Origin of the sequence: Faecalibacter macacae, from assembly GCF_003687725.1 — a bacterium.
GTDB lineage: Bacteria > Bacteroidota > Bacteroidia > Flavobacteriales > Weeksellaceae > Empedobacter > Empedobacter macacae.
On sequence record NZ_RDOJ01000011.1, the window covers coordinates 1 to 25341 of the forward strand.

General features: G+C 29.7%; 21 protein-coding genes. 8 read left to right on the forward strand and 13 right to left on the reverse strand.

The features are described 5' to 3' along the window. Positions 1 to 142 precede the first annotated feature (142 nt). From EAH69_RS08735 to ffh, 9 genes are all read right to left on the reverse strand, one after another. Positions 143 to 2551 (reverse strand): heavy metal translocating P-type ATPase, encoded by a 2409-nt coding sequence (locus tag EAH69_RS08735; RefSeq protein WP_230466759.1) that lies wholly within the window; start codon positions 2549 to 2551, stop codon positions 143 to 145. Positions 2552 to 2886: 335 nt separating this feature from the next. Continuing rightward, the gene (locus tag EAH69_RS08740; RefSeq protein ID WP_121934819.1) at positions 2887 to 4167 is read right to left on the reverse strand and encodes a cryptochrome/photolyase family protein; all 1281 of its coding nucleotides are present in this window, start codon (positions 4165 to 4167) and stop codon (positions 2887 to 2889) included. Between the two features lie 78 nt (positions 4168 to 4245). Further along, the gene (locus tag EAH69_RS08745; RefSeq protein WP_121934905.1) at positions 4246 to 5391 is read right to left on the reverse strand and encodes a cytochrome-c peroxidase; all 1146 of its coding nucleotides are present in this window, start codon (positions 5389 to 5391) and stop codon (positions 4246 to 4248) included. Between the two features lie 9 nt (positions 5392 to 5400). After that, positions 5401 to 7005 carry a DUF6850 family outer membrane beta-barrel protein gene (locus tag EAH69_RS08750; RefSeq protein WP_121934820.1) on the reverse strand — a complete coding sequence of 535 codons (1605 nt, stop codon included), beginning with the start codon at positions 7003 to 7005 and terminating at the stop codon, positions 5401 to 5403. 15 nt (positions 7006 to 7020) lie between these two features. Then, positions 7021 to 8346 carry a DUF4876 domain-containing protein gene (locus tag EAH69_RS08755; protein ID WP_121934821.1) on the reverse strand — a complete coding sequence of 442 codons (1326 nt, stop codon included), beginning with the start codon at positions 8344 to 8346 and terminating at the stop codon, positions 7021 to 7023. Between the two features lie 21 nt (positions 8347 to 8367). Further along, positions 8368 to 11100 (reverse strand): TonB-dependent receptor, encoded by a 2733-nt coding sequence (locus tag EAH69_RS08760; protein ID WP_121934822.1) that lies wholly within the window; start codon positions 11098 to 11100, stop codon positions 8368 to 8370. A 140-nt stretch (positions 11101 to 11240) separates the two neighbouring features. Then, positions 11241 to 11573 (reverse strand): DMT family transporter, encoded by a 333-nt coding sequence (locus tag EAH69_RS08765; protein WP_121934823.1) that lies wholly within the window; start codon positions 11571 to 11573, stop codon positions 11241 to 11243. Positions 11574 to 11773: 200 nt separating this feature from the next. Further along, positions 11774 to 12574, reverse strand: coding sequence for a hypothetical protein (locus EAH69_RS08770; protein ID WP_121934824.1), 801 nt, complete (start codon positions 12572 to 12574; stop codon positions 11774 to 11776). Between the two features lie 164 nt (positions 12575 to 12738). Next, positions 12739 to 14112 carry a signal recognition particle protein gene (ffh, locus tag EAH69_RS08775; protein WP_121934825.1) on the reverse strand — a complete coding sequence of 458 codons (1374 nt, stop codon included), beginning with the start codon at positions 14110 to 14112 and terminating at the stop codon, positions 12739 to 12741. Between the two features lie 128 nt (positions 14113 to 14240). Between ffh and EAH69_RS08780 the strand changes: the two genes are divergently transcribed. Continuing rightward, entirely contained in the window at positions 14241 to 14612 is a 372-nt protein-coding gene (locus tag EAH69_RS08780; protein WP_121934826.1) for a hypothetical protein, read from the forward strand. Between the two features lie 54 nt (positions 14613 to 14666). Here EAH69_RS08780 and fumC read toward each other — a convergent pair whose 3' ends face one another. After that, the gene (gene fumC / locus EAH69_RS08785; RefSeq protein WP_121934827.1) at positions 14667 to 16064 is read right to left on the reverse strand and encodes a class II fumarate hydratase; all 1398 of its coding nucleotides are present in this window, start codon (positions 16062 to 16064) and stop codon (positions 14667 to 14669) included. Positions 16065 to 16199: 135 nt separating this feature from the next. Between fumC and EAH69_RS08790 the strand changes: the two genes are divergently transcribed. After that, a complete protein-coding gene (locus tag EAH69_RS08790) occupies positions 16200 to 16406 on the forward strand; it encodes a hypothetical protein (protein WP_121934828.1) in 207 nt (68 codons plus the stop codon). A gap of 61 nt (positions 16407 to 16467) precedes the next feature. Here the strand turns inward: EAH69_RS08790 and EAH69_RS08795 are convergent, their stop codons facing one another. Then, positions 16468 to 16887 (reverse strand): SRPBCC family protein, encoded by a 420-nt coding sequence (locus EAH69_RS08795; RefSeq protein ID WP_121934829.1) that lies wholly within the window; start codon positions 16885 to 16887, stop codon positions 16468 to 16470. Between the two features lie 113 nt (positions 16888 to 17000). Between EAH69_RS08795 and pafA the strand changes: the two genes are divergently transcribed. After that, entirely contained in the window at positions 17001 to 18644 is a 1644-nt protein-coding gene (pafA, locus tag EAH69_RS08800; protein ID WP_121934830.1) for an alkaline phosphatase PafA, read from the forward strand. Positions 18645 to 18681: 37 nt separating this feature from the next. Here pafA and EAH69_RS08805 read toward each other — a convergent pair whose 3' ends face one another. Beyond that, entirely contained in the window at positions 18682 to 19662 is a 981-nt protein-coding gene (locus EAH69_RS08805) for an OmpA family protein (RefSeq protein ID WP_121934831.1), read from the reverse strand. 163 nt (positions 19663 to 19825) lie between these two features. Here EAH69_RS08805 and EAH69_RS08810 point away from each other — a divergent pair, with 163 nt between their 5' ends. The 3 genes from EAH69_RS08810 to EAH69_RS08825 all read left to right on the forward strand — a co-directional run bounded on the left by EAH69_RS08810 (position 19826) and on the right by EAH69_RS08825 (position 22450). After that, positions 19826 to 20656, forward strand: coding sequence for a sulfurtransferase (locus EAH69_RS08810; protein WP_121934832.1), 831 nt, complete (start codon positions 19826 to 19828; stop codon positions 20654 to 20656). 12 nt (positions 20657 to 20668) lie between these two features. Then, positions 20669 to 21370, forward strand: coding sequence for an SIMPL domain-containing protein (locus EAH69_RS08815; RefSeq protein ID WP_121934833.1), 702 nt, complete (start codon positions 20669 to 20671; stop codon positions 21368 to 21370). 258 nt (positions 21371 to 21628) lie between these two features. Beyond that, entirely contained in the window at positions 21629 to 22450 is an 822-nt protein-coding gene (locus EAH69_RS08825; protein WP_121934835.1) for a hypothetical protein, read from the forward strand. A gap of 189 nt (positions 22451 to 22639) precedes the next feature. On the opposite strand, the gene EAH69_RS08830 is transcribed toward EAH69_RS08825, so the two are convergent. After that, positions 22640 to 23740, reverse strand: coding sequence for a putative type IX sorting system protein PorV2 (locus EAH69_RS08830; protein WP_230466760.1), 1101 nt, complete (start codon positions 23738 to 23740; stop codon positions 22640 to 22642). A 103-nt stretch (positions 23741 to 23843) separates the two neighbouring features. Here EAH69_RS08830 and EAH69_RS08835 point away from each other — a divergent pair, with 103 nt between their 5' ends. Further along, entirely contained in the window at positions 23844 to 24593 is a 750-nt protein-coding gene (locus EAH69_RS08835) for a CDP-alcohol phosphatidyltransferase family protein (RefSeq protein ID WP_121934836.1), read from the forward strand. Then, positions 24580 to 25338 (forward strand): 3'-5' exonuclease, encoded by a 759-nt coding sequence (locus tag EAH69_RS08840; protein WP_121934837.1) that lies wholly within the window; start codon positions 24580 to 24582, stop codon positions 25336 to 25338. Before EAH69_RS08835 ends, EAH69_RS08840 begins: the two co-directional genes overlap by 14 nt. Positions 25339 to 25341: the final 3 nt, after the last annotated feature.

Genomic DNA, 25341 nt, shown 5'->3' on the forward strand with positions numbered 1-25341 from the left:
CTAATTAAAAATCAAAATATTTATAAAAATAACTTGGTTTTGTCATAGAAATCAGCTTGACAATATTTAATCAAAATAAGTCATTTCAGAATCGCATCAAGAAACAAAAAAGCTGGAAATTGACTTCCAGCTTTTTCTATTTCTAAATCTTACGATAATTCAGTAAAATACTATTGGTTACAACACTGATGCTACTAAACGCCATCGCAGCTCCTGCAACCATCGGATTTAAAAGAAATCCATTGTAATAATATAATACTCCGGCTGCAATCGGAATCCCGATTACATTATAAATAAACGCCCAAAATAAGTTCATTTTAATCGTTTTTACCGTTTGTTTTGATAAATGAATCGCCTGAACAACTTTATTCAAATCACCATTCATAATCGTTAATTGCGCGACATCCATCGCAATATCAGAACCATTTCCCATTGCAATGGAAACATCAGCTTTAGCCAATGCAGCAGAATCGTTGATTCCGTCACCAACCATCGCTACAATTTTTCCTTGTTGTTGCAATTTTTCAACAAATTCTAATTTTTGATTAGGTAAACAATTTCCGATGACACGATCAATTCCAACTTCATTTGCAACTTTTTCTCCTGCTTTTTGCTGATCTCCGGTTAACATATAAACTTCAATACCTTCTTTTTTTAGGTTTTGAATTGCAGTTTTTGACGAAGATTTAATTTGATCCGCAATTCCGAAAATTCCGATTAATTCTTGATCTTTTATAAAGACAGAAATCGAATAATTATGATTAATATATTCATCAATTATTTGTTTTTGATCCAGTTTTAAAGCGATATTTTTTTCATTCAACCAATCTAATTTTCCAATAGAATAGTTTAAATTGTTAAATGAAGTTTCTAATCCAAAACCAATAACTTCATCAATTTTCAAGTCATTTTGAATATTAATATTTGAAGGAATTATAGCTAAAATAGCTTTAGAAATTGGATGATGAGTTCCTTGTTCTAAACTTTTTAATACAGAATAATCTTCATCATTACCAAACCATTTAGATTCTACAACAGCAGGTTTACCTTCGGTAATTGTTCCAGTTTTATCTAAAATAATTGTGTTTACTTTTATTGCTTTTTCTAGACTTTCAGCATCTTTTACTAAAATTCCGTTTTTGGCACCTTTACCCATAGCGACCATCAAAGCCGTTGGTGTAGCCAATCCAAGTGCACAAGGACAAGCAATAACCAAAACAGTGATAGAGGTTAATAAAGCCAAGTTTAAATTTTCGGAAGGATTTGCTATAAACCAAACCAAAAATGTAAGCAAAGCAATTCCTAAAACTATAGGAACAAATATTCCTGCAATTTTATCTACTAATTGCTGCACTGGCGCTTTAGAGGCTTGAGCCATCTGTACTGAATGAATGATTTTTGCTAATACAGTATCATCACCAATTTTATCAGCTCGGTAATGAATCATTTGTGTTTGATTGATTGTTCCTGTAAAAACTTTAGCATCAATTCCTTTTTCAACAGGTAAAGGTTCGCCAGTTAAAGAACTCTCATCAAAAGCAGAATTTCCTTTAATAATAGTTCCATCAACAGCAATTTTTTCACCAGCTTTAGCAACTAAAATATCATTGATTTTTACTTCTTCAATCGCTTTGATTTTAATTTCATTACCATCTAAATAAGACACTTCTTTAGGTTGTAATTCCATTAAACCTTGAATAGCTTGAGTAGTTTTGAACTTTGCTTTTTCTTCTAAATATTTACCAATCAAAATAAAAACAACAATGATACCTGCAGCCTCAAAATAAATAGGAGCGTGGTGTGTTCCTGGTTGATGAAAAGTATGCGGAAAAATGTAGTTGTATAAACTGAATAAATAGGCAATTCCCGTACTTAATGCTACTAAAGTATCCATATTAGCCGTTCTATTCTTGAATTGTTGAACTGCATTTACAAAGAATTTTTGGCCAAAAATGAACAGAATCATCGAGCTTAAAATCCACATGGTGAAGTTTGCCCATTCCCAATCCATAAAAAACATTCCGATTACAAACAACGGAATTCCTAAAGCTACAGCTCCTAAAGTATTATTTTTTTGAAGTTCTAAACGCAAAGCCATCATTTCATCAAATGGCAAAATATCATCATCTTTATCATCCGGAACAACAAGTTCAAAACCAATTTGATCCAATTGTTCTTTTAAAGTTTCAGGATTTGTTTTTGATGGAATATACTTTATTGTACCAGATGTACTTGCGTAATTAACATCAGCAGAAATAACACCTTCTTGGCGTCTTAAAAATGATTGCGAACTTGAAGCACAAGAAGCACAAGTCATATTTAATATAGGGAAAGTTTCTGTTGTTGATTCGTATTCTAAACCAAAATCATCTAAAGTTTTGTATACAAATTCAGTGATTTTGAAGATTTTTTTCGCTTCAATTGAAATTGATTTTGAGGTTGTATCTATTGATACATTTTCAATCAATTCATTTGTTTTAATTTGATCTAAGACCTTTTGGTAATCGGTGTTTTGATCAAAATTTAATATATCTATTGTTAGGATTGACATGTAGTTTATTTTATATTTAAAGGTCGGAATTATTTAAATGATTAGCCAATATCATTCATCAATTAATTTTATGTTTCGATTATGATATTTATATTCTTAGAATAACTATTACTTATATTTATCCTGAACTTGATTCAGGAACTCATAAATGGGAAGCTGAAATGAATTCAGCTTGACAAATATGAATCGAGAAGTAATACATTATTAATAATTTTCATCTAAGTTCTCGATACAAAAATCAAAGATTTTCAGTCGTACTGACAGTAATAAAACATTCTTAGACAAGCTCAGAATGACAACTAGTCAAATTTCATTCTTCTGTATGGAAGAATCTTTTAATTATTTAATCCTTCCTTGTATGTAGAAATCGCTCTTTGACGAGCAAAATCATGTGGAACGATAGGTTCGATATAATTATTTTCCTCAAAATTTGGAATCCATTTTTTTATGTATTTAAAATCTTTATCAAATTTTTGTTGCTGCAACGTGGGATTAAAAACTCTAAAATAAGGAGTCGCATCACAACCCGAACTTGATGCCCATTGCCAATTACCAACGTTCGATGCCATTTCGTAATCATTTAATTTTTTAGCAAAATAAGATTCTCCCCAGCGCCAATCGATCAAAAGATGTTTGCAAAGAAAACTAGCAACAATCATTCTGACACGGTTATGCATAAATCCAGTTGCATTTAATTCTTTCATTCCTGCATCAACAATTGGATAACCGGTTTCTCCTTTACACCAAAGTTCAAATTCATTTTCGTTATTTCGCCATGAAATATGATCATATTTTGGCTTAAAAGCAGAATATGCAGAATAAGGAAAATGAGCTAAAATTTGAATAAAGAAATCTCTCCAGATTAATTCATTCAGCCAAGTTTCTAAATTATTTTCGATTGCTATACGAACACATTTACGAATAGAAATAGTTCCGAAACGTAACGGTAAACTTAATTTACTTGTAGAATCTAAACTCGGAATATCTCTCGTTTCTTTATAATTATGTAAAGAATCGAGTGGGATAGAAGGCTCGCTAAATTCTATATCTGTTCTATGAAAACCAATTGATTCAAGAGTAGGGAATTCAAAATTTGAAGGATAAAAACTTTCTAAATTAAGTTGAAATGCTTTATAATCATTTGCTGTTACCTTTAATTTCCATTGTTTTGAATAAGGCGTAAAAACAGTGTAAGGCGTATTATCTTTCTTTAAAATTTCATCATATTTAAAAATAACATGATCTTTAAATTGAAGTAAATTAAAATGTTGTTTTACCTCATTGTCTCGATTTATTCCGTAAGTTTCATAATCTTCGTTACAAAAAATATGTTCAATATTATATTCTTTTTTTAATTGAAGTAAAACATCAATTGGATTACCATATCTAATTAATAATGATGATTTTAATTGTAAAAGTTCAGTGTTGATATTTTCTAAACTTTGATGAATATAATCAACACGACGATCATATTTATCATTTAAATCATCTAAAATATTAGTATCAAAAATAAAAAGTGGAAGTACAGGATTTCCTTGATTTAAGGCATGAAATAATCCAATATTATCTTCTAATCTTAAATCTCTTCTAAACCAAAATATATTAATTGTATCCATTGTATAAATTTAAGTTTTAATAAAAAAGCGACTTTAAAACTAAAGTCGCTTTTCAAATTTAATATTTAGAAACCAGAATTATTTTGGTAATTCTGGAGCTCTCATTTTGTATTGATTCTGTTTTAAACTCATTAAGAAAGATTCTAATGCATCCATTTCTGCTGCATTTAAATTCAATTTCTGAACCAATGGAGAAGTTTTAGGGAATAATGAGTCATTCTTTTGTTTCTCGTTTGGTTGAAAATGGAACATTCCTGCGTTGTACATATTCAATACACCGCGAATAGTTGGAAATAAACCATTGTGCATATAAGGTGCATTTTGAGGAACTTCTCTTAATGAAGGCGTTTTAAACTCTCCAACATTTTTAGCTAATTTTGTTGTGTTATAAAAACCTAAATCTTCATATTCACGACCATAGTAAGTTAAACCAATATTATGGAATTTACTATCAGAAAATAAAGCTGTATTGTGACAGTTAATACAACGTGCTTTTGTACGGAAAAGGTGTAAACCTTCAACTTCTTGATTATTTAATTGCGTAGAATCTCCAGCAATAAATTTATCAAATCTTGTTTTTGGAGATAAAATTGTACGTTGGAATGTTGCTAAAGATTGTACAATTCTTTCGTTTGTAACTTTGCTATCACCAAAAGCATCTTTAAATAACTTTTTATACCCATCGATTTGACTAATTTTCTTCGTTGCAAAATCGATGTGATGATTCATTTCTTTAGGATCTTTAATTGGGAAAACCGCTTGCTCTTCTAAAGTAGTAGCGCGACCATCCCAGAACATCGCTTTAGTGTAAGCAACATTCATTAAAGAAATAGAATTACGAGTACCTTGTTGACGATCTTCTCCATAAGGAACACGTCTTGCATCGCCCCAGTTTTGTTCTGGATCGTGACAGTTGGCACAAGAAATTTGATTAGAATTTGATAAACGAGGATCAAAAAATAAAGTTTTACCTAAATCTGCTTTTTCTTTAGAATATGGATTGTTTGCAGGAAAAGGAACTTTTCCTAATGTCCCAATATCCTCAAAACCATCTGCATATACACTTGCATCTACATTTGGTTTTGGCCATTTAGATTGGTCACCACTTGAATATAATGTTTTTAACTGATCAATAGTATAACCTTGATCAATTACATTATTAGGTTTTAAAGCTAAAAAAGTAAAAGTAACACCTAGTGCAACTAAAGGAATTGCCTTCTTCATTCTCATTTATTAATAATTCAACTGAATACCGAAATTAACTTGGTAAGTAGTTTCTGTATTCAAATCAATAGTTTGATTTCTATTTTTATCTAACGCGAAGATACTTCTTAATTGCGTATATATTACGACATTTTTGTTATTTTTAACAGGTAAAATGTAGCGTACATCGGCTTTTGCGTCCAGTTTATCCATAGAATTGTAAACAAAATCGTGTGCGATTACTTCCTTATAAAATACATTATCTGTTGCACCAGTTAAGTTTAAGAAATCTAATTCATTTTTTAAAGCAGTGTAATAATTCAATCCAACACCTACATTAAATTTAGCATCATTTTTAGATTCAATGTCACGATTAGCGTAAATTCCGGCAGTTAATGAATTAATCTTTTGATCTACATAACCCAATTGATCCATGTATCTGTTTTGATTATATGCTGCAAATGCACCAACATAATATTTTACAATTTGGTTATTTTGTTTCAATAAATTAACATCAAAAGTAATGTTACGCTGACGGTTCATGTAATTAGTTCCTAAAGCTTTAACATCATAATTTTTAGATGTTGTTTTAAAACCACTTAATGAAGAACGTAGTATTTTATCGTTTATATTTTGTTTTAAACGAATTGCTCCTTGATGAGTAATTGTTTGATATTGAAAGCGTTTAAATTTATCATTCATAAACTTATCATCGTAGAAATTCTCTAAATTTTCTTGATAAGTATATTGTCCTGATAATAATGTATTTGCTGAATTGTATTGATATCCGGCTCCAGCTTTTTTATACGTTGTACGTGTATAATAACCAGAAGAATAATTTAAAAATGGTCGATTAATTACACGTCCAAAACCAGAGTTGTAACGTAAATAAGTATCTGGATATGCAATATTATTTAATTGCGAATTACTGTAATAATATGAGTAATCTTTGTCTTTTACAGCATAACCTGCCAAAGCAAATATTTGATGATTCCCATATGTATAACCTGCATGGATTTCTCCACTTAATTTTCTGTTAGAAATTTCTGGTCGTGGATCAACTTCACGCGCTAATTTATTGGCATATAAACCTGCTTTAGCAGCAAGATTAAAATTACCAAAGCTTTTAATTACTCCTGCGTTAATATCATATTGTTGATTATTCCAATTAGAAGAACGAGGTACAAAATAATATTGAGGATGTAAAACCTCCATATCATCCGTACGCGTGTCGTCTAAAGTATATGCTAAATCTTTTTCCGTATATTTTTGTAAATCTATAGAACCAAAAATCTTTAAATCTTCTTTTACATTAAATAAACCTTGACTTCTAAAACCATATCGCATAGTTTCTGAAGCTGTTTGTTTACGAGCAAATTCATTTTTCTTGAAGTTAAAATAAACTTCAGTTTGAGTAAAATTTTGAATATTTTGGTTTGCAAATGTAACAGGAAGTTGTTTTAATTGCGCTAATTCTTGCTCGTATAAAGGATTAGAATCTATCTTGATTGTATCCTTATCTTGAGCAATCGCAAAACCACCTAATGTAGTTGCCATTAAGACAAAAACCTTATTTGCATTTTTACGTGCAAATAAGGATATATCGTATGAATTTAAATCTATTTTAGATTTCATTCTTTATTTTTTAAATTAATTAGCAAAAGCTTTTGGTTCAGCTTTTATACTGATAAAGTCTTCTGTAGAATTATTCGTATCCTTTAAAATAATACGACCGTTAACAACTTTTTGTGTCTTTCTAATTACAGAAAAAGAACTAAACGCTCCAGCAGGAACGTATGTTACACCAGCGTCGTGCATTGCGTTTAATTTTTTAGGAACTAAATTATTTCCTAAATCTCTAGTCGTATCTAAACCGTCTAAAATTAAATTATTAGGTATTTGTAAGTATAAACTATTGTTCGCATTACTTGGGTTACGAAGCTTGTCAAAAGCTGCAACTTCTTCAGCAGAAGCTCTAAAAATAACATATCCATCTCTTCCTTGATTATCCAAAACCATGTCTTGACCTGAAACCCAATGTACAATTTCTAAATCTGGAACATTTGGATTTTGAATATCATAGCGGAATTGATTTCCTGTGTATGAAGTCAAATTCGCTTCAAAATCTGCGTTAGATAAATCAACAGTTAATTCAGGTTCTTGAATACTAACTGAATTTCCATTATTATCTGTATAATTTGATTTATGATTAATTGCTGTTGCTGCAATTGTAATACTTTCTCCTGGCTGAATTGGATACTGTTGTCCTGAACCCGGAATACGATAAACTGCATCTGCGTATACATAATCTGTATTAGCAGCGTTACCTTTTGTATTTCCTTCGCTCATTGCCCAATTTAATTGCCCAGAAGGTAAGTGGAAAGGATCAGTTCCAACTGTATTATTTCCAAATAATTGAGCGAAAATTAAACCATCAGCATATATAACTTCAGCCGAATTATTATAAATCTCTACGAATTGATCACGAAAAGATGCAGCTCTTGTTGTATGTGAACCTGCATAATAAACTTGTTTAATCACTAAACCACCAATTGTATTGGCTGAGAAGATTTCTACTGTAATTGTAGTTCCGCTTGATAAAATATCAATATTCTGTGTTACACCATTAAAAACAATATACTCATCCGAACCTGAATCATACCCAAAGTATTCCTCAAATTGAGTAGGAGTTAATGTAAAGTTTACAGTTGCTGAATATTTTCCTGGTAAAACTGCTGGTAAAACATAATTTCCGTTCGCGTCTGTAACGCCAATATATTCTACACCAGTATCAACATTTCTGAAAATTACATTGGCATTAACTGCATTTTTATCTGTAACAAAATCACCACCAAATTTAACATGCGCTGTAACACTTACAGGAGATAAATTCATCCCACCAAAATCATCATCCATACATGAGTTGAATAATAATCCTGCGATAAAAGGTGTTAATAATAGTAACTTTTTATACATTATATTGTTTTTTCTAGTTTATTAAAAAGAGTATTCTAATTTTCCTCCTAAAGAAAATTGAGCAATTGGATAAATTTGTTTTACACCATTTGTATCATAATAAGTCGGTTTTAAACCTAATACATTTGTCGTGTAAACAGAAACTTTAAATCCATTCATAAAATCCTTCGATAATCTTAAATGAACATTATGAATCGAATTTTGTAGACTTTGATCTCCTTTAACAGGTGTCTTGATTAAATGTCCGTACAAATCTGTATTCGTTTGATCTGCAACCGGAATTGCATGATATTGCATTTGTTCATCTAAATATCCTATTGGAAATCTATCTTGGTTACGATTATGATTCATTAACAAGATATGTTCTGTTCTAAGAGATAACAATAATCCTACTTTGCGTAAATGATAATTAAAATTAGACCCAAGTGTTAATTGGTCTGTCTTAGAAACTAGTGCATTATAAACTGCATATTTTTCTGGTTCTGTAATCACAGAAGAAATAGAATATTCAGTCTTATTTGGCGTATTTGTTGTTTTTATATACGAAGCATTTACTTGTATATCTAAGTTTAAAGGTTTGATACGATTAAATGTCATAAACGCTTCTAAACCTAAATCTTCAGATTGTAAATTATTTCTTAATTCGCTTGCGAAGAAACCAATATTCTCTTGTCCAATTACAGTGTAAGAGGCTGGAGTAGTGGTAGTATCTAATGCGATTTGACTAATAGTTCTGTAAAATGGATCTGAAATAGAAGAAATTCCGTCCGTCATTTTATTGTAAAAACCTGTCAGGTTTAATGTACCAAATTTGAAGTTTAAATCAGCTCCAAATTCTGTGTTCATTGAACGAATTGGTTTTAAATCTGGATTATCAGCAGGTAATTCAAAAGTCTGAATCCAACCAATTAATCCAGTTCCAGGAACAGAATAAATTCCGTCACCTAATAAATAATCATAGTAACGATTTCCAGTATATAATTGATTTAATGATGGTGTTTTACTTGCCATACCAAATCCTCCGCGTAAGCGTAAGAATTTGTTAAAAGCATAAGAAGTATTTACACGTGGTTGAAACGTTGAAAATCCTAATTGATTTTCGTAACGTAAACCTAAATCAAGTTTTAATACTGCATCATTTTCATAATATTTTGTGATTTGATCTTCCGCATACGCAGAAAATTGAAATACAGTTTTAGTATTTCTAAAGTTATAATCACGGTATCCTAAACTTCCGCCAGCTCCACTTAAAGTAAGATAATTAGGAACGCCGTTACCTGTTGTATAACGTCCGCGTCCTTTATTTGCACTTGTTCTAGTAGAAATACCCGCAGAAATCGTATGTATCCATTGGTTTTTACTTTTAATCGATTTATTACCTTCTAAGTTTAAATAAGTAGAAACTGGAATTCCTTCCACATTCATGTTATAAAAATATTGAGAAGGAACTATAATCGCTTGATGAATTCCATCAGTTGTAGCATCAGTAATCGCTGCATTACCTAAATTACGCCATTCTTCTTTGTAAGAATTTGACTTTTCATAATTAAGATTTGCATCAATATTAAACGTATCAATCCAAGATTTGTTAAAATTCCATTTTAAATTATTTGAAATTCGGATTGAAGTACGATCATCTTTTACCTTCGCATCAGAAAAATCATCTGGATTACTTTTTAATTCATCATTACGGTAACCAATATTTGCTGTAAGCGTATTGGTTAGAGTAGTTGCTGCATTATTCGTTTTCCAAGAAATATTTCCGTTGATACGGTTATATTTAGTTAAGCTATTTCTTGGATCTGAATTAGATTCTAAAAAGTTTATTTGAGTATTAATAAAGTTACGAGAACTTAATTTAAATCCTTTAGATAAATTGTATTCAGTTGTAGCATCTCTCATAGAAATCGATGCACGGTAAGGAGTTTCACCAACTTTGGTTTGAACTAAAATTAAGCCAGAAGTCATGTCACCATATTTTGCTGGCGCAATACCTTGAATTACTTTAATCTCTTCGATATTATTTGTAGGAACTTCTCTTAAATCGAAACCATAATTTGCGTTAGAGAAAGTGTTTTCAGATCCATCTCCAAAAGTATTTCCGGAATTATAGCTAAATGCTCCCGAAGTATTAGGAGAAAAGGTTTGCATATTCTCGTTATTAGACAACGGAATATCATTAACTACGATTGATGTACCAAACGCACGATTGGCAAAGTAATCTTGTCTATCGCCACTAGCATTTGATAATTTAGTAATGTTTGCATTATTATTTGCCGTACGGAAAACAATATTTTTGAACTGATTGTTATTAAAGTCAGGCGTAAACTGACCAGGTAACTGTTCTAAAACTTCGTTAATAGAAAATGCTTGTACATTTTCAATCGCTTCTTTTCCTAAAACAATTTCAGAATATTCTTTTTTACGTTTTGGAAAGATAACAACTTCTTCTAAACGTAAATTTTGTTTAAAAAGAGTAGTAGTTACATTATTAAAATCTGGATCAACAAAAACTTCAATTAAATCTTTACCTAATTGAGAAATAAGTAATGTTGTATTTTCACTTGAGACTTCTAATTGATAAGTTCCATCTTCTTTTGTATGCGTCCATTTTTTACTAATCGGTTCTTGAACCAATACGTTAGATAATGGTTTATTATTCTCGTCAACTACTTTTCCTGTAATAGTCTTCTGAGCCTGTAAACTTGATAACGTACCAAGTAATAAACCTAGTGTAAATAACCCTTTTTTCATTATAACTGAATTCGGGTGCAAATTTATTTTAAATTAATCTAAATAGCAATAAATTGGTTAGTTATTTATCTTTTTAGCTATTTAATCTCAATAAAAACAATGTTATGTTAAATAGAAAAAGTTAAAAGATTATTAAATAATTAATGACTTGTTGATTTTGAAAATAGGTTAATTACCAATACACCTGAAACTATTAATAATATACCAATAATAGCAGGTATATCTAGTTTTTCGTTATATACAAAATATCCTACAAGTGAAATTAAAACGATTCCTGCAGCAGACCAAATTGCATAAGAGATACCAATAGGAATACCTTTTAATGCATGGCTTAATAAATAAAATGATCCAACCATTGCAACCACAAAAATAATGCTTGGTATAGGTTTAGAAAATTGTTCAGTCTTCTTAAGAAATGATGTTCCCAAAGTTTCACATAAAATTGCTGCAGCTAAAAATAAATAATATTTCATTTTAGTTTATAATAATATCAAAAATACAATATTAAGATATTATTCCTTTTAAATAGGGATATCTTTTCTTCTTACTTAACATAATATATATTATAATAATAAAAATAACATAGTTATTTTATTATTAATAATCTTTATTATGTTAAATTGGATATTTATGAAGCACTATTATTAAAGGATTAATCTAAAATATCTTTTATTTAATAAACAGCTGTTTCAGGTTCTAAAGGTTTTCTTTTTGTGACGATTGGATAAATAAATTTTTCAGGTTTTTGTGCTGGAATATATTTCAGAATAATATAATCTGTAAACATAATGATTGATGAAAGATCTTTATTATCATAAATCACTTTTGGATTATTAATGATTGTATGATTATCGATTACAATTTGATGACCGTAACCTAATTCTGAAATTGTATCTAATTTAATACTTTCTTTTGATAGCTTTGATTGTATCATTCGATACAACATTACATCTTTTGGTTCTAATTTAAATTCATAACCTCCAGCATAATCTGTTTCGGCATATTTTAAAGGATAATTTTTTCCGGCTTCTATATTTACCTTAACTATATAATTTTCTTCAATTTGAATTTCATAAGGCATTGTAAAATTTTCTCTTTGTGTGTAATAGTAATGTAGTTTGTTACTTACGATTAATTCATTAAATTCTACTTCATTTTTCGTTTTATCATTAATTAAAGCTTTATAATTATGTTTTACAACTTCGTTATAGCTTTTAGGATTTGTTCCAATTATATTAGATGAATCAGCTATTTGTACAGTTTCAGTATCTACTAATTGATTTTCTAATTTTCTACTATTAAAATGATATTGAATCAAGTACGTATATTTTCCATCATTTAAACTCCAAACTAATTGTCTATTATTATCAACTAATTCGTAACGAACATCGATTTGTTCTTTATTCTTTAATTGATGGCAACTTATAAATGTACTTCCTATTAATAAAGTTATTGCGAATATTATCTTTTTCATAAATGTGCTTATTATTATAAATATAATAAATCCCGTATAATGAACTTCTAATCTATTTTAAATATTTATAACACTTGCTATTTAACATAATATTTATGTAAATAAAATAAAAAAAACCTCCAATTTCTTGAAGGTTTTTGATTATATAGAATTAATAATATTAATTACATTTTTGGCATACCACCAGGCATTCCAGGGAAACCACCTGCAGGCATATTTTTAGCCATTGATTCCATCATTGACTTTCCTTGAGACGAGTTCATGAATTTCATCATTTTACCCATTTCAGAGAATTGTTTCAATAATTGATTCACCTCTTGTAACGTTGTTCCAGAACCAGCTGCGATTCTTTTCTTACGAGAATTATCAATAATATTTGGATTTTTACGCTCTTTTGGAGTCATCGATTTAATGATTGCTTCTACACCTTTAAATGCATCATCATTAATTTCAACATCTTTTAAAGCTTTTCCAGCACCTGGGATCATTCCGATTAAATCTTTCATGTTACCCATACGCTTGATTTGTTGAATTTGTTTTAAGAAATCATCAAAATCAAAACTGTTTTTAGCAATTTTCTTTTGTAAACGCTTTGCTTCTTCTTCATCGAATTGTGCTTGTGCACGTTCAACTAACGAAACAACGTCACCCATTCCTAAAATACGATCCGCCATACGTTCTGGATAGAAAACGTCTAAAGCTTCCATTTTCTCACCAGTAGAAATAAACTTAATTGGTTTATCTACAACTGTACGAATCGTTAATGCAGCTCCACCACGTGTATCACCATCTAACTTTGTTAAAACAACACCGTTATAATCTAATACATCATTGAAAGCTTTTGCAGTATTAACAGCATCTTGTCCAGTCATCGAATCCACAACGAATAAAGTTTCCGTTGGATTAACCGTTTGGTGAACACGACGAATTTCTTCCATCATTTGCTCATCAATCGCTAAACGACCAGCAGTATCTATAATTACTACATTATTTCCGTTTTGTTTTGCTTGTGCTAATGCATTTTGTGCAATTTCAACTGGATTTTTGTTTTCTAAATCTGCGAAAACATCAACACCAATTTGTTCACCTAAAACCTGTAACTGATTGATAGCGGCAGGACGGTAAACGTCACCAGCAACTAATAAAACTTTTTTGTTTTTAGAAGTCTTTAAGTAATTAGCTAACTTTCCAGAAAATGTTGTTTTACCAGAACCTTGTAAACCTGCAATTAAAATAATAGCTGGATTCGCCTCGATGTTTAAATCGGCTTGCTTACCTCCCATTAATTCAGTTAATTCGTCATGAACGATTTTAACCATTAATTGGCTAGGATTTAATGATGTTAATACATCAGAACCTAATGCTTTTTTCTTAACTGTATCTGTAAAATCTTTAGCTACTTTGTAACTAACATCAGCGTCAACTAAGGCACGTCTTACCTCTTTAATCGTTTCTGCAACGTTAATTTCTGTAATCTGTCCTTTTCCTTTTAAGGTATGTAAAGCTTTGTCTAATTTATCTTGAAGACTTTGAAACATGTCTGTATTGTTTTTTTAAAGGTTTACAAAGATAATAATTTCTTTCTATTAGAATAGTATATAAATTATTTAGCTTGTTTAAAATAAATGTTTAATTTTAAACACTTGAAAATAAATATTATAAACGTATGAAACATTTCTATCTTTTTGTATTTGGATTATTATTCTCGTCAATTGTTACTTCACAGGCGCCGATTGATATACAAAATAATGAAGATACACCCTTTTATTTTTATACAATTCATTATGGTTTTAATAAAGATGTATACATATCAGATGTATATTCATTAGATATAGAACGTAATGATGTGTATAAATATTCTAAAGACAGGTTTGAAGATGTTAAGGATTATATTATCGAAAATGGTATTGCGAAAGAAATTCAATCTGGATATGAAAAAAATTATTTTAAAAAAGAACAAGCCGAAACAGAAAGAAAATATTTAATGTATCAATTCAAGAATCAAGATTATAAAATTATTACTTTTAAATATAAATAAGAAAAGCCGTTCTTTTAAGAACGGCTTTTCTATTTGAATAAATTAATTAATTTCTTATTTTAAAGAACCTACCATATCTTCTGGTTTAACCCACTCGTCAAATTCTTCAGCAGTAACATATCCTAATGCAATTGCAGTTTCTTTTAACGTAGAGTTATTTTTGTGAGCTGTTTGAGCAATTTCAGCAGCTTTGTAGTAACCAATTTTAGTATTTAAAGCTGTAACTAACATTAAAGAGTTATCTACTAATTCTTTAATACGTCCGTAGTTTGGCTCAATACCTTGTGCACAGTGCTCGTCGAAAGAAACACATGCATCACCAATTAAACGAGCTGATTGTAAGAAATTAGCAGCCATTAATGGTTTGAATACGTTTAATTCGTAGTGACCTTGAGTACCACCAATTGTAATAGCAACATCGTTACCCATTACTTGTGCAGCAACCATTGTTAATGCCTCACATTGTGTTGGATTAACTTTACCAGGCATGATTGAAGATCCTGGCTCGTTTTCTGGAATTAAAATTTCTCCAATACCTGAACGAGGTCCTGATGCTAACATACGGATATCATTCGCAATTTTGTTTAAAGAAACAGCTAATTGTTTTAATGCTCCGTGAGTTTCTACGATTGCATCGTGAGCAGCTAAAGCTTCGAATTTGTTTTCAGCAGTAACAAATGGGTGTCCTGTAAATTCAGCAATATATTTAGCAACTAGAACATCGTAACCTTCCGGTGTATTTAAACCTGTACCAACTGCAGTTCCTCCTAAAGCAACTTCAGATAAGTGAGCTAAAGTATTACGTAATGCTTTTAAACCGTAGTTTAATTGAGCAACGTAACCTGATAATTCTTGACCTAATGTTAATGGAGTTGCATCCATTAAGTGTGTACGTCCAATTTTAACTACGTTCATGTACTCAGCAGATTTTTTAGCTAAAGTATCACGTAATTGCTCAACTCCTGGAATTGTAACTTCTACAACAGCTTTGTAAGCGGCGATGTGCATACCTGTTGGGTAAGTATCGTTAGAAGATTGAGATTTGTTAACGTCGTCGTTTGCTTTTAAAACTGGTTCTCCTTCACCAATTTTACCACCAGCTAAAACTTGAGCACGGTTAGCAACAACTTCGTTTACATTCATATTAGATTGAGTACCTGAACCTGTTTGCCAGATAACTAATGGGAATTGGTCAGCTAATTCACCTGCTAAAATTTCATCACATACTGCAGCAATCGCATCACGTTTTTCAACTGGTAAAACACCTAATTCAGCATTTGCATAAGCAGCAGCTTTCTTTAAGTAAGCAAAACCTTCGATGATTTCTTTAGGCATTGAAGCCGATTCACCAATTTTAAAGTTATTTCTTGAACGTTCTGTTTGAGCACCCCAATATTTATCAGCAGGAACTTTAACTTCCCCCATGGTGTCTTTCTCAATTCTATATTCCATTTTTTTGTATTTATTTCGTTAATTGAAATGTTATTGCTTACAAATTTAAGCAATAGCTTTGTTAAAGAAAAGTGATAATTATTAGTTTTAATACTAAAAATAATATATTACTTTTGTACAACTAAATTATATGTCATGGCACAATTCTTAGGATTTTTCGCATGGTTATTTATGGAATTCGCTGGATTCTGGTGTATTGCTTTCTTAGCAACTATCCCATTTATCTGGATTCCAATGTGGATGAACAATACTCGTAAAGAAAAAGCTGGTATTATCACTGCAGAAGAACCACGCCAAACAATTGCAAATCAAGAAGGATACACTGTTTTATTCAAAAAGTAAGACCTTCATTTTTTCGAAAAAATGAAAAAGGATTCAATATTGAATCCTTTTTTTATATAATTTATTCAACATATTCTCTCAAAGAAATTTCTAAAAGTTCTTCCCAACCCGCTTCAAAACTATTTCTTGAAAAATTAGCATCATCTTGTGGAAAGCTTGCAATTCCGTCATGAATTAATTTAAGCTGACTATAATTTTCAAATTCTTTATCAGGATTTATTAAAAAAGTTACTTCAGATTCTCCTTCATAAATTGGATATGTCCATGTATAAACCAATTTATGATACAAAAAGACATCTTCAATTCTACATTCATGTAAATATTCACCGGCATAAAATTCAAATTGATTACCGACTTCTAATTCAAAACCTTTTACATCAAAATACCATTCTTTCATTGCATTTGGATTTGAAATAGCGTTCCATAATACTTCTATCGTGCAATTGTATTGCTTTTCAATAATTAAAGGATTTCCTATCATAGTTTGTGGTTTTTATGTTGATTAATCTCTTCAATTATAATTCCAAATTTCACATTTAGATAATATTGTAAGAAGATTAATAGTATTAAATTTGAAAGCTAAAATAAATACACATGAAATTCAATAAAACTTTTATAGGTGTTTTATCTCTATTCGCGAGTTTATCGCTTAATGCACAAGAAAAACATTCAGATAAACCAAAATTAGTCGTTGGAATTGTAGTCGACCAAATGCGTTGGGATTATTTATACCGTTATCAAGATCGTTATACAAAAGATGGATTTAATCGCCTTTTAAGCGAAGGATTTTCCAATGAAAATACATATATCCCCTACGTTCCAACGTATACTGCAATTGGACATAGTACAATTTATACAGGTTCTGTTCCTGCGATTCATGGTATCGCGGGGAATGATTTTATCATTCAAGCTACAGGACAAGAAATGTATTGTACACAAGATGATGAGGTTAATGGAGTTGGAACAACATCTAAAGCCGGAAAAATGTCACCTAAAAATCTATTAACTACAACAGTTACAGATCAATTAAAACTTGCTACAAATTTTAGATCCAAAGTTTATGGTGTTTCGTTAAAAGATCGTGGTGGAATTTTACCTGCAGGTCATTTTGCTGATGCTGCTTTTTGGTTTGATGGCGAAACTGGAAATTGGATTTCGAGTACTTTTTATATGAATGAGTTACCGCAATGGTTACAAAAATTTAATGATAAAAAATTAACTGATAAATATCTTGATAAATGGACAACATTATATCCTATTGATACTTATAAACAAAGTGAAAAAGATGGAAATCCTTACCGCGCGAATTATAAAGGAAATGATAAAATGATTTTTCCTTATGATTTAAAAGCAATGAAAAAAGATAATGGATTTGGATTGATTCGTTCTACTCCATTTGGAAATACGTTGACAAAAGATATTGCTTTAGCAATTATTGAAAATGAAAAATTAGGTAAAAATGATGCCGGAATTACAGATTTCTTAGCGATTAGTTTTTCTTCTACTGATTATGTTGGACACCAATTTTCTCCAAATACAATTGAAGCTGAAGATACTTACCTACGTTTAGATAAAGATTTAGGAGATATTTTTAATTATTTAGATAAAAACATTGGTAAAGGAGAATATTTAGTTTTCTTAAGTGCCGATCATGGTGGTGCTCATAATCCTAAATATATTCAGGATAAAAAAGGAAATGCTGGTTATTTTCAAACTAGTACAGTTAAAAAAGAACTGAATGCTAAACTTGAATCAAAATTTAAAGCAAAAGATATTGTAAGATCTTTATCAAATTATCAAGTGCATTTAAATTATGATGTTATCAATTCTAATGATTTAGATGAAGATAATATTCGTGAAGAAATTGTAAAATATATGCAAAAAGTTGATGGAGTTTCTTTTGCCGCAGACATGGACAATATTGCAAATTCTCCAATTCCTGCTATCATCAAAGAGCGTATGATTAATGGTTACAACAGAAAACGCTCTGGAGCTATTAATTACATCTTAGATCCACAATGGTATGGTGGAAAAGTAAATGCAGGAGGAACTACGCACGGAACTTGGGGATCTTACGATTCGCATATTCCATTTGTATTAATGGGTTGGGGAATTAAACCTGGAAAAAATTATAATCCAGTACATATGACTGATATTGCTCCGACTATTTCAGCATTATTAAAAATTGAAGAACCAAACGGAAACATTGGAAAACCTGTTGTTGAGGTTTTACAATAATAAATTTAAAAAGCGACCTGTTGAGGTCGCTTTTTTTCTATAATTTAATCAATTCTACTCTTCTATTTTTTGCTTTATTCTCTTCAGAATCGTTAGCTACTAAAGGATTTTCTGCGCCAAAACCTTTAGCAGAAAGTCTATTCTTGTCAATACCAGATTGAATCAAATCATTCATAACTGAATTTGCACGATCATTAGATAATTTTTTATTGTGATTTCCATCGCCCGAATTATCTGTATGACCTTCAATAGATATTTTTAAAGAATTATCTTTTTTCAAAGCTTCTGAAATTTGTGAAATCAACTCTTTCCCATCCATTGAAACGTTTGATTTATCGACATCAAAATTAATATATAAAATAGATTTTCCCTTTTCGTTTAAATCTTTTACAATATCATCTGCTGTAATTTTTTTAATGGTTTGATTTAATTTCCCTTCTTGTAATATATTTAATTTTCCAGTAGCATTGTCAGCAGTAAACTGAACATAGATATTTCCTTTATCTTTCGTACGAAGCACATAACATTTAACAGCTTCATTACCATAACCTATATCTCCTTCATCGCCGATATTTGGATCATTATCCTTTCTTGTATTATAATTATCATTGGTTAATTTACCATCAAAAACTTTTACTGCACCAATTGATTTTAAATAATCATCGAAACTTTTTATAAAATAATGCTGAGAAAAAGGAACTTCTCTTGTACCTCTAATATTTGCTTTGTAAACTTTCCCTTCAATAGGTATATATTGGTCTTTTATAGAAAAATAAATTAAATCAAAATCTCTAACTAAAGGTTTATTCATTTCCTCAATATTTTCAGGAAGCGAAAAAAATGGAAAATCGCCAATTTCAGTTGTAATAAAAGGGATTTCTTCTATAGAGAAAGAATTTGAAACTTGTATACTATCAGTTAAATTTCCTTCAACAGTATTAATATCAGTTTTATTTTCAGTTTTATTACATGAGAATAATAATACAGTTGAACTAAGTAATAAAATTAATCTTTTCATATTTTGTTAATTGATAATTAGATAAAGATAAAAAAGCTCTAAAAATAAACAAATTACTAAAAGTTAAATATTTAAAATATGAATTAAATACAACAATGAATTATATTAAAAACTTATAATTAATTCTCAAAAAATTATATTTTTACAGAAACACTACAAAACAATGAAGTATCAACATCCTGTAATTTCTGTACAAGAACTAGATGAGATTATTGAAAATCCTAATCTTATTTTATTAGATTGTTCAATTGATAAAGTTGGCAAAAAATTAGATGATTTAGATTTTGAATTGATTCCAAATTCACATTTTTTTGATATTGAACATCGATTTTCAGATCAACGATCTGAATTGCCGCATACACTTGTAGATGAAAAAACTTTCACCAGAGAAGCACAATTATTAGGAATTGATAAAGAGAGTATCATTGTTTGTTACGATCGTTGGGGTGTTTACTCAAGTCCACGAGCTTGGTGGATGTTCAAAACGATGGGATTTGATGAGGTTTATGTTTTAAATGGAGGAATTTCAGCATGGAAAAATGCAAAGAAATCTATAGCTAAAACTTATAAATTAACTGAAGATTTAGGGAATTTTGAAGCTCATCTAAATGAAAATTGGTTAGCTAATGTTAATGATGTTTTAGATGCAATCGATCAATACGAAACAAAAATTATAGATGCTCGTTCTTCTTCGAGATTTCATGCTGAGGTTGATGAACCAAGACCAGGTTTAAGAAAAGGTCATATCAAAAACGCTGGTAATATTCCTTTTGAAATGGTTTTAGAAGAAGAATTTATTAAATCTGATGAAGATTTAATAGAAATCTTCAATAAATATAACGAAAAAGAAGAATTGATTTTTACTTGCGGTTCTGGAATTACAGCTTCAATTTTAGCGTTAGCAAATCATCAAATCAATCCAAATCAAACGATAAAAGTGTATGATGGTTCTTGGTCCGAATGGGGAAAAGATCCTGAATTACCTATCGAATAAATAAACTATATCATGAAAAAACAATCATTACTATTTTTTACCCTTTTTTCTACTGCATTATTCGCACAAGAGAAAAATTTTATAGATCAACCTTTTATTGAAACTGCTGCTAAAGTTGATACTTTGGTTAGTCCAGATCGCATTTATTTAACTATAATTTTATCTGAAAAAGACTCGAAAAACAAAATTTCTGTAGAAGAGTTGGAAAATAAAATGGCATCGAAATTAACAAGTTTAGGAATTGATTTGAAGAAACAATTATCGATGCAAGATTTGGCAAGTAATTTTAAAAAATACTTTCTAAAACAACAAGATATTGTCAAAGCGAAATCATATTCGTTATTGGTTTATGATGCACAAACGGCGAGCAAAGTAATAGTTGGATTAGAAAACGAATCTATTTCTAATGTTTATTTGGACCGAACTGAATATTCAAAATTAGAAGAATTGAAATTAGATTTAAAATCAAAAGCAATTCTTAAAGCAAAAACTATTGCCAAAGCAATGACTGAGCCTATTGGACAAAAAGTTGGTTCGGCGATTTATATTTCTGATCATACGACAAGCAATTATGGACTTGCTGGTGCAGCTCCTGGAATAGTTGTTAGAGGAATGTCTAAGATGAAAGTAAATGAAACCTATCAACCCTTAGATATCGAGTTTGATAAAATCAACGTTGAAGCAAGTGTAAATGCAAAATTTAAAATCGAATAACGACTTTTTTAAAAAAGATCAAAAGTTATTTAGTATAGCATTTAAAACATTTTTTATCGTTTTAATACTTAATATTTTTTTTCATTTTATAAATATCAAACATTTTATAGTCGATATTATATTAGATAATTTAATAAGGATTTCTATTAGTTTTATGATCTTTCTAATACCTGTTTTTATATTTCCAAAGACGAGAAAATTTTTCTATTTCATGATTTATTCATTGATTGCCTATTCTATTTATTTAAGTTTTTAGCCATGTTAATCTATAAAAACTACGATGAGTCTACAGTAAAATTTGATAATCAAATAAAGTATAGTTTCTATATTCTAAATTTAATTCTTGTATCGGCCATTATATATATTTTGATTCAAGAAATCATCTTTGAGTTTGCTATCTTCTTTATCATCTATTGGTTTGTACTTGGATATTATATTTATAAAAAGACATTATCTGTTGAATATTTCGAATTGCATGATGAATATATTTTAACAAAAGGATTTTTTGATCGTAAATGGAAAAACACACCAATTCAAGAAATTACGTATGATTATAATTACAAAAAAGAAGTAGAATATTTAACGATACATTTAGGTGATAAATTATTTGAATTTGAAGCATCATCAAATCTGACGATTACTGAATATATTGAATCAAAATGTGAAAAAAATATTTTTTATAAACATTCATGGAAATATTATTTCTATCATATACTTTGTTTTTCTCCTTTTTTATTGACAATTCTTTTTGGTGCAATTTTAAAGAATGAACAAGATCAATTAATGCATGCTTCTGTCAAAGAAAAAGGTTTGATTGAAGTGAAAGATCAAATTAAAGAAATTCGTTTTAAAGGAAGAAGTGCATCTGCAACAATTGATTTAATAAAATACAATGAATTTGATTTCTCATATAAAAATGATTCAATTCGTTTAAAGAAATTAAAAGATGGTGATTCTATAAAATTCTATCTCTCTCCATACGAATATGAAAGAAAAATTATGAAAACAGAACCATTAAACTGGTACGATAAATACTATAGATATAAGTATATTTCAATTGAAGAACTTAAAAAATTATAATAAAACTTTGCCTTTTGAGTAAAATCCAAAAGGCATTTTTTTTTCAAATCTGAGTGAATTTCGCCACTTTTCTTTTTATTATCTTTTTAATGACACTTATTACTCTATTAAACCTATCGGATATATTATTTATATATAGTAATATATTAAAAAGTAAGGTTAAACCCATACAGTTTAACCTTTTAAAATTTATTTATTTAAATGACCAAAATCTAATCGAAGTGAAAAAATATTTGAATACAAGCCTAATCCTTGATCACCAAAATTAGTTAAAGCATAATCTATGGAAATTCCACCATATTTAAAGCCTACTCCAACATTTGGTTGAATACTAGTCTTTTTATCACCGTTAAATTGCTCAATTTGTTGTAGATTATTTAAACCACCTCGAACAAAAACCATATCATCATAACCTAATTCAAAACCTACCATTGGATTGATGGAGAAATTCCCCATAGATAAAGCAGCATTTGTTTCTTGAAATTCCATTCCAAGATCAACTTCTCCTAATAACGACCAACGATCATCAAATTGAAACTTCTTCCCTATCCCAACTTGTAATTTTGGTAAAGTTAATTCTGTACCTTCAGCAGGTAAATCATTTAAAATTGTTTCATTAGGGTCTGCAGGACCATCAACAACAATAGGTTTTACTTCGTCATAATTAATTTTCCATGCATTGAATGTCGTCGTAATATCACGAGCCATAGCACCTAAATACCATCCATCATCTGTACGATATTGCATACCTAAATCTAAACCAAAACCAATTCCTTTAGCAAATTTCCCAATATGACGATAAACCACCTTAGCGTTAGCACCTACTTGAATATCCTTGTTTCCTAAAAAATAACCTGCATATGACATTGTTAAAGCATAATCAGCTGTAGAAAACTTTGTTATTTTATCGTAATTAATATTTCCTTGATTATCGATTAATTCTGTTGTATTTAAAATATCATCAACACCAAAACGCATTAATGAAAACGCAACTGTCGAATTACTTTCTCGTAACGGAATTGCAACTGCAGCATAATCAAACTTCGCAATTGATTGGAAATATTCAGCATGCATTGCTGTAGCATCAACTCCCCAATAAACTTCCGTTAAACCTGCAGGATTCCAATAACTAGCGTTTGCATTTCCAATATTAGCAACAACTGCATTACCCATTGCAAATGAGCGAGCATCAACACCAATATTAAGAAATTCGTTAGAGTATTTTCGGGCTGTTTGTGCCTGAATTCCTAAACTTGTAAATACGCTTAAAAGGAAAACAATTTTTTTCAAAGGTCTTTTTATTATGAAATTAGAACTCAAAATTAAATGAATTATTGTATTTTCTTTACTATAAACGCTTTTGTTTGTACTTTTGTGACTGAAATTTATTTACATGAAATTATTTACAATCCCTAATTATCTGACATTATTAAACTTATCTTGTGGTGTATTGTCTTGTGTGTTAATCTCTTCAAGCAACGGAAACATAACTCCACAAACGGTAACAATAGTAATGATCTTAATGATGATTTCTTTGGTTGCAGATTTTTTAGACGGTATGGTTGCTCGTTTATTAAAACAAAGTAGCCCTATTGGTGGCGAATTAGATTCTTTGGCTGACTGTATTTCTTTCGGAATGGTTCCTGGATTAATGCTTTTTGCTATGTTTAATAACCTATCTACTGATTTCATTTTCGAGAATGAAAATTTAAAAATTTCAGCATTATCATTAGTTGCTTTATTAGTTCCAGCATTTTCAGCTTTACGTTTAGCAAAATTTAATTTAGATGAAGATCAAACAACATATTTTAAAGGATTAGCAACTCCTTCAAACACGTTATTTATTTTCTCTATTTTTTCATTATACTTCAATAACGGTAAAATTATAAGTCCAGAAATTGACACTTATTTATTAATCGCAATTTCAGTTATTTTTAGTATTTTATTAATCGTAGATTTACCATTATTTGCATTCAAATTTAAAGGATTAGGATGGCAAGAAAATAATTATAAATATATATTTTTAATCATTACAATTGCGTTGTTAGCTCTTTTTCAAGTTGCAGCAATTCCTTTTGTAATCTTATTATACGTAATCATTTCAATTTTATTTAGAAAAAAAATTACAAATGAACTTGACTAAAAACATCTGTTTCTTTGATTTAGAAACAACAGGAGTAAATATATCTAAAGATAGAATCGTAGAAATTTCTATCGTAAAAGCTTTAAAAGACGGTGGAAAAGAAGTTAAAACTTGGAAAGTAAATCCAGGTATTCCGATTCCTCCTGAAACAACAGCAATACACGGAATAAGTGATGAAGATGTAAAAGATGCACCAACTTTTAAAGAAATCGCACCTCAAATCATGGAAATGATTAAAGATTCTGATTTGGCTGGATTCAACTCTAATCGATTTGATATTCCATTATTAGCAGAAGAATTAATTCGTAATGATTTTGATTTTGATTTAACTAAACATCGTCCGATTGATGTTCAAGTTATCTACCACAAAATGGAGCCAAGAAATCTTTCAGCAGCATACAAATTTTACTGTGATAAAGATTTAGTTGATGCACATTCTGCAGAAGCTGATACATTAGCAACCTATGAAATTTTTAAGGCACAGGTAGAGAAATACGAGGAATTAGAAAATGATAATCAATTTTTAAGTGAATTTTCTAATCAAAAGAAAACTGCAGATTTAGCTGGATTTATACATATAGATGCGCAAGGAAATGAAACTATCAGTTTTGGAAAATACAAAGGACAAAAAGTTGCTGAAGTATTCCAAAAAGATCCAGGATATTATGCATGGATTCAGAATGCTGATTTCCCATTATATACCAAAAAAGTTTTTACAAGAATTAAATTAAAATCATCATTCTAAGAA